Source organism: Flavobacterium sp. Root186 (assembly GCF_001428525.1).
Taxonomy (GTDB): Bacteria; Bacteroidota; Bacteroidia; order Flavobacteriales; family Flavobacteriaceae; genus Flavobacterium.
This window is the reverse complement of record NZ_LMHW01000017.1, coordinates 123,212-135,177: the sequence shown is the minus strand read 5'-3', so window position 1 is coordinate 135,177 and position 11,966 is coordinate 123,212. Positions and strand designations below refer to the sequence as shown.

The window sequence follows — 11,966 nt, the reverse complement described above, 5'->3', positions numbered from 1 at the left end:
ATAGGAAGTGTTTTTAAAAGTCGATTTTATCTAGAATTGCTTCAAAATCATACTTATTTTTCCATTTTTGCTGCAAAGTTTCTTGATGAATCGTTTCAATTCTTGCTTTAAATTCAGTCAGGATTCCATTAGAAATGACAAAATTTACTGCTTGTTCAAACGAATTAAAGATACTTTTGTAAAATAATTCCTGCTTAATGTAATTATTTCCAGAGTAAGTTTGCGCAATTTCGATGTTATAAAACATCAAATCGGCAATAATAAACGGATCAACGCCCAGCATTATGAAATGTTTGATCATTTTTTGTGCCACAGAACGACGCATTTTTGCTTTTGGGCGCCATTTGGCATTGGGCTTTTTTATAGGAAAATATTCGTGAGAAATTTTAACCTTCGATTCCTGTAAAAGCTTGTCTTCTTTTGGGTTAAATACAAAATCATAATACACTTTTACCGGAGCAAATTTTTCATACAGCTCAATAAGCTGTTCTTCGAGTTGTTCTTTACTTAGTTCGGTTAAATATTTTTTTAAATCGCGTTTGCTCATTATCAAAGTTTAAGATTACAAAAGTAAATTACTTTCCTGACACATAACTTAAAAACCAATCCTAATACTTAATTTTGCTGCTATAATCTCAAAATATATTTACATGCTTAAGATTTTTAAAGTTACCGCTATTTTAGAAGGAATTTCATATTTAGTTTTATTTGCCAACATGCTTATTATCAAAACTAACAATCCTGAACTTTATCATACCTTATTAAGACCTTTAGGAATGACACACGGTGTGTTGTTTATAGGTTATATCATTTTGGCTTTTTTATTGAAAAAATCTCAAAACTGGGATTTAAAAACATTTGCTATTATACTAATCGCTTCTCTTATTCCGTTTGGAACTTTTTACATTGAGAAAAAATATTTAGAAACTAAAGCAAATGCTTAACCTTTTGGATAAAATATTCAATTTTTTATACCCTCTTTTCAGGCATTGGGGAATGAGCCGCAATTTTGCGTCTTATATCAGTCTTATCTTTAATATTGCCATTATGGTGGCTTTGGCTTTTGCCATTTATTATGTCGCAAAATTTGTTTTGGTAACGCTTACGGCCATTTTTGCACAGCGCACCAAAACAAAGTTTGACGATTATTTAATTCACAATAAAACCACAAAATACACAGCGTATTTAATCCCGTTTTTCTTTATTTATAAAGCTGTTCCAATTATTCTGGACAAATACGAATATTGGGAATCACTTTTCGGAAAAATCGTTGGTATTTATATTGTTTTGATCAGTTTATGGATTATCAGAACGATTTTTAATGCGCTTCGGGATTATTTAAAGCAAAAGCCGGAATACAGCGACAAACCTATCGACAGTTTCGTTCAGGTTATTATGATTGTGCTTTGGATTTTTGGAGTTGCGATGATTATTTCGACTTTATTCGGAATCAAAAGAGGCGAATTGTTAACCATTTTAGGAACACTTTCGGCTATTATTATCTTGATTTTCAGAGATACCATTTTAGGATTTGTTTCGAGTGTTCAGGTTGCCATAAACGATATGGTTCGCATTGGCGACTGGATTACAATGGATAAATTTGGTGCCGATGGCGATGTAATCGAAATCAATTTAACGACTGTAAAAGTTCGAAATTTTGATAACACCATTACCACGATTCCAACTTATGCTTTAAGTTCTGATTCTTTTCAGAACTGGCGCGGCATGCAAAATTCAGAAGGAAGACGTATTAAAAGACATATATTGATTAAAAGCAGCAGTATTCGTTTTCTGAATAATGATGACCTTAATCATATGAAAGGAATACAGCTTATTACTTCATACATTGAAACCAGACAAGCTGAAATTGAAAAGTACAATGATCTTAGAGGAATCGATAAATCATTGTCTCTTAACGGTCGTAATATGACCAATTTAGGTTTGTTTAGAAAATACATTATGCAGTATTTAATAGATCATCCTGGATTAAATAAAAACATGCATATCATGTGTCGTCAGCTGCAGTCGACTGCACACGGAGTTCCGTTAGAAATTTATGTTTTCTCAAGCGATAAACGCTGGGCAAATTACGAATATATAATGTCTGATATTTTCGACCACATTATGGCATCGGTAATTTATTTCGATCTTGAAATATTTGAACTACCGTCGCAGATTGGGGTTTTAGATAGGTAAGTTTTCAATCTCAGTAAAAAACTAAAAACTGTGACTGAAAACTATTCCTTAATCTCTTCAAAAACAAACTTAGGATCTTTATAATTCAAAGTTCCGTTAATAAAGCAAGGAAGATTCATGTAAGTCCCCACTACTCCATTTCCCAGGATCAGTTTATTTTCTTTTTTAAGCAAAGCCAAAGGCACTCTTTTCCAGCTTCCGCCATTAGAAATAAAATGAAAATCACCTCTTAAAGTATTTCCGTTTATATCTCCTCTTACATCGCCGGAATCCTTTCCTACTTTATAATAAGATATTTCATAACGACCGAAAAAGCGTTTGTCACTTATATTTATAGCTAAAATTGCGGTGTCTTTATTATTTACAGCGCGATACAAAACTTCCTGATAACCATTTTTGTCTTCTTTTGAATTGCAGGAAACTATGATAACCAATATCAACAGGAGAAAAAGAAAAGATTTTATATTCATGAGTATTTTTTTTGAACCATATAAGTTATATAAGTTCATTTAAATTAAAGCCTAATCTTGACCATACGAGTATTTCAGTTTGTTAAGAATAAAACTTAATTTTTTCTTATATAACTTATATGGTTAATTTTTAAAAGTTTAATTTTTATTTTTTATCAATTGAAAGACTTGAACCAAAAGAACGCCAAATAATACTCCAATAGCAAAAATAGAAAGGAAATCTACATTACGAATATTTGATAGAGAATTGCTTCTAAAATAATTTCCTGATGCAATGATTAGAAGAATTACGGTCAGTATTATTGACTTGTTTTTCATGATGTGGATTTTTAGGTGAAATTAATTTTTAATAAATGTATTAAATATTATTTATTAAAAGATTTTTTCTAAATTTAAAAGAAAAAACATGGCAGATAGAGACACTTTTTTAAGAGAATTAAGAGGCGAAACTTTAGGAACTGTAAGTGCTCAATCTTCTCCAGATGAAATCTTTCAAAATCAAACGATTAGGCCTATTTTAAAACTTCAAAACGATTTGTTTATTGCGGTTTTTATTAATTATGTAAATAAAAACAAAGCCGATTTTTATTCGTATACAGTTGAGAAGAAACTGCAGACTATAGAAAATTCCATTCAAAAAGATATTAAGTTCAGAAATTCCCTCAAAGGAATTGTAATGGCGCTTTTTACCATTGAAGAGTATGAAACTTATATTCAGAATTCATCAAGTTTAAACAAACGAATGATGAATTTATTGATTGAAAGATTGAAAAGCCAGGTGCAGTTGTTTGAAGTGGAATCTGATTCGAAGTAAATTAAAAAAAATAATGAATAATATTTTTTGCATTGTCTTTCTGGTCATTCTCAGTTCATGTAATACTCGCGACAAGGAAAGATGGGATGATGAAAAACAGTATTGGTCTCCACTAATGAATGCTATTTATGATAATAATACTGAAGAATTTATTGGCTTAATAAATCAGAATGCAGATGTAAATTTTATTTCAAAAGGTGAAAACACTAATTGGGAATTAACTGCTCTAGATGTTTCTTTGTTTATGAATAATGATATTGCAGTTGAAAAACTATTGGCAACTGGTAAAGTAATAAATCTAAATGATTATATGATTCGAGCTGCTAGTGAAAACAATGCAAGAAGTGTTCAGTTATTAATTGATCACGGAGCAGATCCAAATAAAACTTTAGAAAATGGATATAATGCTTTAATGAGTGCTTCTAGTTTTGGATCTATTGAAGTTTTGGAATGTCTATTGAAAAATAAAGCAAACCCTAATTTACATAGAAGTATAGATGAAATGACTCCATTAAAGTGTGCGAAAATAAATGGAGATTCAGGGAAAATCAGCTTACTTATAAACTATGGAGCTAAAAAATAATGATTAAATGTTCAATCAATTCCGAAATAAATTCCCTCTAACCGATGAAAAATGGAACGAATACACCAGTTGTTTCAATCGTATTGAAGTTCCTGCCAAAACAGTTTTGATAGAAGAAGGTGAAGTTTCTAAAAAGCTTTTTATAATTGAAAAAGGCTGCATCAGGGTTTGGTTTAATAATAACGGAAAAGATTTGACTTCGCAGTTTTTTTTCGAAAATCAAAGTGTTGCTTCTATTGAAAGTTTTATGAAAAAATTCCCCAGTCCGGTTGTGGTGGAAACAATTGAGCCTTCTGTTTTATGGTGGATTTCTAAAAATGATGTCGATAAAATTATTGAAGAAATTAAGGAAATTCCAGAACTTCGGGATCGGTTAATCAATATGCTTTTTCAAAGAACATTTGATTATATGAAACACTTTTTTTCTTTTATAAAAGACTCCCCTACCCAGCGTTATCTCAGTTTAATTGAAGAAAAACCTCAAATTGTACAGCGAGTTCCGCAGCACTACATTGCTTCTTATCTTGGAGTAAGCACAGTTCACTTAAGCCGAATCAAAAGTAAACTGGTTCACAAAAAATAATTAAAATTTCACCATATAAGTTATATAAGTTAATTTAAGCCTAGCTTATAATTTCTTATATAACTTATATAGTTTTAAAAAAAAAACTTGATAATTGTTTCTTATTTCATTTGATAACAAATGTTATCGTCTGCCCGTAAACGGCTCTATAATTTTGCTTCATAAAATTTAATATTTATAAAAATTATGAAAGCAGCAGTAGTTTATAAAAAAGGCGAATTGCCAAAATATGCAGAATTCCAAGAGCCAATCGCGGCAAATGAAAATGAGGTTTTAATCTCGGTTAAAGCCGTAGCGATTACCAATTTGGATAAAGGAATTGCAAGCGGAGAACATTATTCATCAGAAAATGATAATCAAAATGGATTTGTAATTGGCAGTGATGCAATTGGTTTGCTCGAAAACGGAACCAGAGTTTATGCCCGGGGAATTTCAGGAACAATCGCTGAAAAAGCTTTAGTGGAGAAAAACAGAATGGTTGCATTACCAGACGGAATTGATGATGCAGCGGCCGCAGCAATGCCAAATGCAGTTGCAGGTTCAGCAATGGCACTTCGTTTTAGAGCCGGAATAAAACCGGGAGAAACTGTTTTAATTAATGGGGCAACTGGTTTTACAGGTCAAATGGCGATTCAGATTGCGAAACATTATGGTGCAAAGAAAATAATTGTTACCGGAAGAAATGAAAAAACACTTCAAAGTCTTTTAGAATTAGGCGTTGATGAAATTATTTCTTTAAAACAGAATGATGAAAATTTTATTTCGCAGCTTAAAGAAACTCATCAAAACACACCAATCGATATTGTTTTGGATTATTTATGGGGACATTCGGCAGAAATGATTCTTTCTGTTTTAAAAGGAAACGGGAATTTTGCTCCTAAAACGAGATATGTTTCTGTTGGTTCAATGTCTGGTGATACCATTCAATTATCTGCTCAAATTTTACGAAGCGTTGATTTGCAATTGTCTGGGTCAGGTTTAGGAAGCTGGACAAGAGACGAAGTGAAATTGTTGTTTTCAGAAATACTTCCCGAAATGTTTCTTTTGGCTTCTCAAAATAAGCTAAAAGTAAATATCGAAAAAGTGAATTTAGTCGATATCGAGAAAATGTGGAATGCAGAAGTTTCTGATGGAAAGCGATTAGTAGTTATTGCTTAAAGTTGCTAAGGTTCTAAGATGCTAAGATTCTAAGTTTTTTTAAACTCAGAAACAATTTTAGCATCTTAGAACCTCAATATCTTAGCAACTTAGAATCTTAGTATCTCAGTAACTCAAATAAAACCTCTTCAAAACGATTTTTTGGTAAAAACTGATCTTCCAGTGCTTTTGTAAACGGAATTGGTGAATCTAAACTCGCCACTCTTTTTACCGGACCGTCTAAATATTCGAAACATTCTTCCATAATTAAAGCCGAAAGATCGCTGGCAATTCCGCCAAACAGAGTGTCTTCCTGATAGATAATTACTTTTCCTGTCTTTTTAACCGAAGCAAAAATAGTTTCAGTATCAAGCGGCTGTAAAGTTCTTAAATCGATTAAATCAGCTTGGATTTCAGGATTATTGGCTAAAGTTTCTAAAGCCCAGTGAACTGGAGCTCCAAAAGCTATAATAGTTACTGCATTTCCTTCTTTTAATAAAGCCGCTTTTCCAAACGGAATTGTATAATAATCAGTTGGAACATCTTGATAAACACTTCTGTATAATTGTTTATGCTCAAAAAACAAAACCGGATTTGGATCGTTGATGGCAGTATTCAATAAACCTTTTGCATCATAAGGAAATGCTGGATAAACCACTTTTAAACCTGGAGTTTTAGTAAACCAAGCTTCATTTGTCTGCGAGTGAAACGGGCCGGCTTGAGTTCCTCCGCCGCAAGGCATTCTAACGACAACATCGGCTTTTTCGCCCCAGCGATAATGTGATTTTGCTAATAAATTGACAATTGGGTTAAAACCTGTCGAAACAAAATCAGCAAACTGCATTTCGACAATGGCTTTATAATTATTGATGGATAATCCCATTGCGGCCGAAACTACGGCACTTTCGCAAATTGGTGTATTTCGTACTCGATCTTTTCCAAAAGCATCAACAAATCCTTCTGTAATTTTAAAAGCACCACCATATTCAGCAATGTCCTGACCCATTATGACCAAGTTTTTATTACGCCACATAGATTGTTCTAAACTATTTCGGATAGCATCTATAAAACGAATATTTTTTACTTCTTCACCATGAGTATATTCTTCATATTCAAAGTTTTTGTAAACATCATCTAATTCTCCGCTGTAAGTTGGCTCTATTTCAGGTTCGGCGTTTGCCATTGCCCAGTTTTCATCAATTTCCAGCTTGATTTCAGCACGTAATTTTTCGTCCAGTTCTTCGGTAAGGACTCCAATTTCTGTTAGATATTTTCTATAATTGGTAACAGGATCTTTAGCTTCCCATTCGTCCATTAATTCCTGCGGAACATATTTTGTACCACTCGCCTCTTCGTGACCGCGCATCCTGAATGTTTTAAATTCTAATAAAACCGGATGCGGATTTTCGATCATTTCCTTTTTTAACTGCGATAATTTGTTGTAAACTTCAAGAATATTATTTCCATCAATAATCCAGCTTTCCATGCCGTAACCAATTCCTTTGTCAGCAAGGTTTTCACAAAAATACTGTTCGTTTGTTGGTGTAGAAAGTCCGTAGCCATTGTTTTCAATAACAAACATCACCGGAAGCTTCCAAACCGCTGCAATATTCAATGCTTCATGAAAATCGCCTTCACTTGTTGCGCCTTCACCGGTAAAAACAGCTGTAATTTTTTTATTATCCTGAAGTTTATTGGCAAGAGCAATTCCGTCAGCAATTCCTAATTGCGGACCCAAATGCGAAATCATACCTATAATATTATATTCTTGAGTTCCAAAGTGGAAACTTCTGTCACGCCCTTTTGTAAAACCGTTTGCTTTTCCCTGCCATTGAGAAAAAAGTCTGTGTAATGGAATATTTCTAGTGGTAAAAACACCTAGATTTCGGTGCATTGGCAATACATATTCAGATTCGTCTAAAACAGACGTTACCCCTACTGCAATAGCTTCCTGGCCAATTCCTGAAAACCATTTTGAAACTTTTCCTTGTCGAATCAAAATAAGCATTTTCTCTTCGATCAAGCGTGGTTTCAGGATTTTTTTATATAAATCTAGTAATTTTTCGTCAGTAAGGTTTTCTCTGTAAAAGATCATTGGACTATTTTTTTTTATTCAAATATATAAAAATATAACAATTTTAACAGTATTTGTTAAATAATTTAAAATTGTTATTTGTTAACATTTATAAAAATAGAAAAAATAATTTGCTGTTTTCCATTTATAAAAATTGAAGACAAATATAATGGGATTTTTTTGTCACGCTAGTATTTTTTATCTTATTTTAGCTACAAAAAATAAATACATTAATTTTTGAGTTTTTAAAATTAATATTCAGAATTTGTATTAAAAATTGGATATAAAACTAAATTTTATGGTAATTTATAAAATTCAAATATAAAATATTCTCTACCTTTGTTATTGAAAGGCTTAATACGCCTTTTTTTCTTAAATAAAAATGTAAAGTATGCAAAACATTCCTAGTGTAGACTTACGTGATTTCCTTTCGGACGACCCGAAACGTAAACAAAAATTTGTAAATGAAATCGGCAGTGCATTTGAAAACATTGGCTTCGTTGCCTTAAAAGGTCATTTCTTAGATGACAAATTGGTAGACGAACTTTATGGTGAAATTAGAAAATTTTTCGCCTTGCCAGTAGAAACTAAGCATAATTATGAAATTCCCGGAATTGGCGGACAAAGAGGTTATGTATCTTTTGGAAAAGAACATGCTAAAGGCCGTAAAGAGGGAGATTTGAAGGAATTCTGGCATTTTGGCCAGTATGTTGACAAAGATTCTAAGTGGGCTTCAGAATACCCTGATAATGTAGAAGTTAAGGAATTGCCTCGTTTTAATGAAGTTGGTAAAGATGCTTATCAAATGCTTGAAAAAACAGGAATTTATGTTTTAAGAGCTTTGGCTTTACACCTTGGACTTGATGAGTTTTATTTTGATGAATATGCAAAAGAAGGAAACTCTATTTTAAGACCAATCCATTATCCCCCAATTACTTCTGAGCCAGAAAACGCAATTCGTGCGGCTGCTCACGGTGATATCAATTTAATCACTTTGTTAATGGGAGCACAAGGAAAAGGACTTCAGGTTCAAAACCACGATGGCGAATGGATTGATGCTATTGCAGCAGATGATGAATTGGTGATTAATGTGGGAGATATGTTATCCAGACATACTAATAATAAACTTAAATCTACAATTCACCAGGTTGTAAATCCACCTAGAGAATTATGGGGAACTTCTCGCTATTCAGTTCCATTTTTTATGCATCCTGTAAGCGATATGCGTTTGGATTGCTTAGATAAATGTATTGATGCAGAAAATCCTAAGAAATATGAGGACATCTCAGCGGGCGAGTTTTTACACGAACGTTTGGTAGAATTAGGTTTAATCAAGAAATAAAAATCTTAAATCTCAATTTTTAAATTCCAAATTCCAAAAAATAGCAATCTATTGGAATTTGGAATTTAATTTTTACAAACTATAATTTTTGAATTTAATTAAGCTATGGACTTAAAAGATCAATTAAAAAACTTATTTCCAGATCACGAAGAATCAAATGATCCTGAAGAAATTCAGAAAGAGGATCATGTTTTGTATGTCCAGAAAGAACCGATGATTTGTAAATTTGAAAAACGTAAAGGAAAACCAACCACCATAATTGAAGGTTATGAAGGAAGTGATGAAGATTTTAAAGTATTAGCCAAAGAAATCAAAACAAAATTGAGCGTTGGCGGTACTTTTAAAGATGCTTCGATCATCATTCAAGGCGATTACCGTGACAAAATTATGGCAATTTTAAAAGAAAAAGGATTTAAAACTAAAAGGGTTGGGGGCTAAATAGTTTCAAGTTTCAAGTTACGAAATATGAAAACTTGAAACTTGAAACAAAAAAACTTTGTCCCTTTGTCCCTCAGAACCTAAGCACCTAAAAAAAAATGATAAAAGAATCAGAATTAATACTTAACCCGGATGGAAGTGTATACCATTTAAACCTTCGTCCTGAGCATATTGCCAACGATATTATTTTTGTTGGAGACCAGAACAGAGTTGAAAAAATTACTCAATTTTTTGATTCGATTGAATATTCTACACAAAAAAGAGAATTTAAAACCCAAACGGGAATTTACAAAGGAAAAAGAATCTCTGTAATGTCAACCGGAATTGGCCCTGATAATATCGATATTGTTTTAAACGAATTAGATGCTTTGGTAAACATCGATTTAAAAACACGTCAGCCAAAAGAAAAATTAACCTCTTTAAATATTATCCGAATTGGAACTTCGGGATCGCTGCAGGCCGATATTCCTGTTGATAGCTTTGTAATGTCAAAATTCGGATTAGGTCTGGATAATATGCTTCGCTCCTATTTAATTGACGAAGTTTCAAATACGGCTCTTGAAGATGCTTTTATTTATCACACCAATTGGGATATTAGAAAAGGAAGACCTTATGTAATTCCGTGTTCTGAAAAACTGGAAAAAATTATCGAATCAGATAAAATTTTTAAAGGAATAACCGCTACAGCCGGAGGATTTTATGGTCCGCAAGGCCGTGTTTTAAGACTCAATATTCAGGATGAAGAATTAAACAATAAAATGGATAATTTTGATTTTAATGGCAATCGCATTACCAATTTAGAGATGGAAACGGCTGCAATTTATGGACTTTCTTCTCTTTTAGGACATAATGCATTATCTTTAAATGCAATTATTGCCAATCGTGCTTCGGGGACTTTTAGTGAAGATCCTTATAAAGCCATTGATGCATTAATTACGTATACTTTAAATAAACTTTCAAGTTTTAAATAATGCAGACAGCTATTCTTAAATTTGAAAAATTACTGAACGAAAATGTAAATCATTTTTCAACATTAAGTAACGAAGTTTTAGAAACCAAAATACCTGGAAAATGGTCTAAAAAAGAAATTTTAGGTCATTTAACAGATTCAGCAATTCATAATTTGGTACGTTTTACAGAAATTAATTATGTAGAAAAACCTTATCAGCACCGACCATATAATCAAATAGATTTAGTAAATTTAAATCAATATCAAATCATGGATCCTGATGAACTTTTGCAGTTGTGGTTTGTGTTAAACAAACAAATTGTGAGGATTATGAAATCTGTTGATGAGAAGGCTTTAGATTATAAAATCGTTTTAAGTGATGAATCTGTAATTGATCTAAGGTTTCTTATGACGGATTATGTAGAACATTTAGAACATCATATCAATCAGATAAAAGCTTAGATTATGTTTTTAAGAGTAGCCCGACATACCAATGACTTAGAAAAGATTGAAGATTTTTATGTAAATATTCTCGGTTTTGAACAATTGGGAGGTTTTGAAAAGCACAATAATTACGATGGTATTTTTATTGGAAAATCAGGCTTAGACTGGCATTTTGAATTTACACAATCAACTATAAAAGCCAATCATTCTTTTGATGAAGACGATGTAATCGTGCTTTATCCTAAGACAATTTCACATTACAACGAATTAATAAATAAGCTTATACACCACAATATTGCAACGATAACTGCAGCTAATCCTTTTTGGAACGAAAACGGAAAAATGATTCAGGATCCAGATGGTTATCGTATCGTAATATCATCTTTAAAAGCCATAATAAACGAAATAGAATAATGCAGGAAACACATAAAAAAATATTATTTAAATATTACAGTGATTATTTAGAAGATACGGTTTCAGAAACGATGTGGGCCGAAATTGTAGATTTAGAAAAAGGACTTTTTAAATTGGATAATATTCCTTTTTTTGGTCCCTTAATTGCTACCGATGATTTATTTTATGCTGAATTTGATGAAAATGAAAAACATCTGATATACAAAGAAACGATTGAAAATTCAGGGAATTCAATTGTTCAGGTTATAATTCTTGAAAAAGGATTTGACAAGGAAATTATCAGAGAAAAACTAAAAGCCATAAATTGTTTATCAGAAGGTTTAAACGATAATTTTGTTTCTGTAGAAGTGGTTCGGGATGTGGATTATTCTATTGTGAGAAGTATTTTAAACGAATACGAATCTCGGGAGATTATAGAATTTGCAGAACCTTGTCTTTCAGATAAACATCGGGCTGATTTATTAAAAAACTAAACTTACAAACTTAAGAATACGCATACCAAACTTAACTTAAACTTAAACT

The 11,966-nt window shown here is 32.0% G+C and carries 16 protein-coding genes; 12 read left to right on the top strand and 4 right to left on the bottom strand.

From position 1 onward, the window contains the following. Positions 1-13: 13 nt before the first annotated feature. Positions 14-547, bottom strand: a complete 534-nt coding sequence (locus ASD98_RS22845; protein WP_056209355.1) for a DUF6155 family protein — start codon at positions 545-547, stop codon at positions 14-16. Between the two features lie 103 nt (positions 548-650). Here ASD98_RS22845 and ASD98_RS22840 point away from each other — a divergent pair, with 103 nt between their 5' ends. Continuing rightward, positions 651-944 (top strand): DUF3817 domain-containing protein, encoded by a 294-nt coding sequence (locus ASD98_RS22840; protein WP_056209352.1) that lies wholly within the window; start codon positions 651-653, stop codon positions 942-944. Continuing rightward, complete coding sequence (locus tag ASD98_RS22835; RefSeq protein ID WP_056209349.1) at positions 937-2,196, top strand: mechanosensitive ion channel family protein; 1,260 nt, start codon at positions 937-939, stop codon at positions 2,194-2,196. The genes ASD98_RS22840 and ASD98_RS22835 overlap by 8 nt, the downstream gene beginning before the upstream one ends. A 41-nt stretch (positions 2,197-2,237) precedes the next feature. Here ASD98_RS22835 and ASD98_RS22830 read toward each other — a convergent pair whose 3' ends face one another. Then, complete coding sequence (locus ASD98_RS22830) at positions 2,238-2,666, bottom strand: hypothetical protein (RefSeq protein ID WP_056209346.1); 429 nt, start codon at positions 2,664-2,666, stop codon at positions 2,238-2,240. A gap of 138 nt (positions 2,667-2,804) precedes the next feature. Continuing rightward, entirely contained in the window at positions 2,805-2,984 is a 180-nt protein-coding gene (locus ASD98_RS23890) for a hypothetical protein (protein WP_128414880.1), read from the bottom strand. A gap of 88 nt (positions 2,985-3,072) precedes the next feature. Here ASD98_RS23890 and ASD98_RS22825 point away from each other — a divergent pair, with 88 nt between their 5' ends. The 4 genes from ASD98_RS22825 (at position 3,073) to ASD98_RS22810 (ending at position 5,804) form a co-directional block, all read left to right on the top strand. Continuing rightward, positions 3,073-3,480: a hypothetical protein gene (locus tag ASD98_RS22825; protein WP_056209343.1), complete on the top strand. Its 408-nt coding sequence runs from the start codon at positions 3,073-3,075 to the stop codon at positions 3,478-3,480. A gap of 13 nt (positions 3,481-3,493) precedes the next feature. Continuing rightward, positions 3,494-4,063, top strand: a complete 570-nt coding sequence (locus tag ASD98_RS22820) for an ankyrin repeat domain-containing protein (protein ID WP_056209339.1) — start codon at positions 3,494-3,496, stop codon at positions 4,061-4,063. Between the two features lie 7 nt (positions 4,064-4,070). Further along, positions 4,071-4,646 carry a Crp/Fnr family transcriptional regulator gene (locus tag ASD98_RS22815; RefSeq protein WP_056209337.1) on the top strand — a complete coding sequence of 192 codons (576 nt, stop codon included), beginning with the start codon at positions 4,071-4,073 and terminating at the stop codon, positions 4,644-4,646. A gap of 186 nt (positions 4,647-4,832) precedes the next feature. Beyond that, entirely contained in the window at positions 4,833-5,804 is a 972-nt protein-coding gene (locus ASD98_RS22810; protein ID WP_056209335.1) for a zinc-binding alcohol dehydrogenase family protein, read from the top strand. A 97-nt stretch (positions 5,805-5,901) separates the two neighbouring features. Here the strand turns inward: ASD98_RS22810 and ASD98_RS22805 are convergent, their stop codons facing one another. Beyond that, positions 5,902-7,878 (bottom strand): thiamine pyrophosphate-dependent enzyme, encoded by a 1,977-nt coding sequence (locus ASD98_RS22805; protein WP_056209332.1) that lies wholly within the window; start codon positions 7,876-7,878, stop codon positions 5,902-5,904. A gap of 370 nt (positions 7,879-8,248) precedes the next feature. On the opposite strand from ASD98_RS22805, the gene ASD98_RS22800 reads away from it, so the two are divergent. The 6 genes from ASD98_RS22800 (at position 8,249) to ASD98_RS22775 (ending at position 11,917) form a co-directional block, all read left to right on the top strand. Next, entirely contained in the window at positions 8,249-9,199 is a 951-nt protein-coding gene (locus ASD98_RS22800; protein ID WP_056209329.1) for an isopenicillin N synthase family oxygenase, read from the top strand. A gap of 105 nt (positions 9,200-9,304) precedes the next feature. After that, on the top strand, positions 9,305-9,637 hold the full coding sequence (locus ASD98_RS22795; protein ID WP_056209326.1) for a translation initiation factor: 333 nt from the start codon (positions 9,305-9,307) through the stop codon (positions 9,635-9,637). A gap of 98 nt (positions 9,638-9,735) precedes the next feature. Beyond that, positions 9,736-10,608 carry a nucleoside phosphorylase gene (locus tag ASD98_RS22790; RefSeq protein ID WP_056209323.1) on the top strand — a complete coding sequence of 291 codons (873 nt, stop codon included), beginning with the start codon at positions 9,736-9,738 and terminating at the stop codon, positions 10,606-10,608. Further along, positions 10,608-11,048 (top strand): DinB family protein, encoded by a 441-nt coding sequence (locus ASD98_RS22785; RefSeq protein WP_056209321.1) that lies wholly within the window; start codon positions 10,608-10,610, stop codon positions 11,046-11,048. The genes ASD98_RS22790 and ASD98_RS22785 overlap by 1 nt, the downstream gene beginning before the upstream one ends. Before the next feature lie 3 nt (positions 11,049-11,051). Then, on the top strand, positions 11,052-11,444 hold the full coding sequence (locus ASD98_RS22780) for a VOC family protein (protein ID WP_056209318.1): 393 nt from the start codon (positions 11,052-11,054) through the stop codon (positions 11,442-11,444). Further along, positions 11,444-11,917, top strand: a complete 474-nt coding sequence (locus ASD98_RS22775; protein ID WP_056209315.1) for a DUF4265 domain-containing protein — start codon at positions 11,444-11,446, stop codon at positions 11,915-11,917. The genes ASD98_RS22780 and ASD98_RS22775 overlap by 1 nt, the downstream gene beginning before the upstream one ends. Positions 11,918-11,966 lie beyond the last annotated feature (49 nt).

Coding starts and splice junctions, on each gene's coding strand:
- ASD98_RS22845 (WP_056209355.1), bottom strand. CDS start 547: ATGAGCAAACGCGATTTAAAAAAATATTTAACCGAACTAAGTAAAGAA.
- ASD98_RS22840 (WP_056209352.1), top strand. CDS start 651: ATGCTTAAGATTTTTAAAGTTACCGCTATTTTAGAAGGAATTTCATAT.
- ASD98_RS22835 (WP_056209349.1), top strand. CDS start 937: ATGCTTAACCTTTTGGATAAAATATTCAATTTTTTATACCCTCTTTTC.
- ASD98_RS22830 (WP_056209346.1), bottom strand. CDS start 2,666: ATGAATATAAAATCTTTTCTTTTTCTCCTGTTGATATTGGTTATCATA.
- ASD98_RS23890 (WP_128414880.1), bottom strand. CDS start 2,984: ATGAAAAACAAGTCAATAATACTGACCGTAATTCTTCTAATCATTGCA.
- ASD98_RS22825 (WP_056209343.1), top strand. CDS start 3,073: ATGGCAGATAGAGACACTTTTTTAAGAGAATTAAGAGGCGAAACTTTA.
- ASD98_RS22820 (WP_056209339.1), top strand. CDS start 3,494: ATGAATAATATTTTTTGCATTGTCTTTCTGGTCATTCTCAGTTCATGT.
- ASD98_RS22815 (WP_056209337.1), top strand. CDS start 4,071: ATGTTCAATCAATTCCGAAATAAATTCCCTCTAACCGATGAAAAATGG.
- ASD98_RS22810 (WP_056209335.1), top strand. CDS start 4,833: ATGAAAGCAGCAGTAGTTTATAAAAAAGGCGAATTGCCAAAATATGCA.
- ASD98_RS22805 (WP_056209332.1), bottom strand. CDS start 7,878: ATGATCTTTTACAGAGAAAACCTTACTGACGAAAAATTACTAGATTTA.
- ASD98_RS22800 (WP_056209329.1), top strand. CDS start 8,249: ATGCAAAACATTCCTAGTGTAGACTTACGTGATTTCCTTTCGGACGAC.
- ASD98_RS22795 (WP_056209326.1), top strand. CDS start 9,305: ATGGACTTAAAAGATCAATTAAAAAACTTATTTCCAGATCACGAAGAA.
- ASD98_RS22790 (WP_056209323.1), top strand. CDS start 9,736: ATGATAAAAGAATCAGAATTAATACTTAACCCGGATGGAAGTGTATAC.
- ASD98_RS22785 (WP_056209321.1), top strand. CDS start 10,608: ATGCAGACAGCTATTCTTAAATTTGAAAAATTACTGAACGAAAATGTA.
- ASD98_RS22780 (WP_056209318.1), top strand. CDS start 11,052: ATGTTTTTAAGAGTAGCCCGACATACCAATGACTTAGAAAAGATTGAA.
- ASD98_RS22775 (WP_056209315.1), top strand. CDS start 11,444: ATGCAGGAAACACATAAAAAAATATTATTTAAATATTACAGTGATTAT.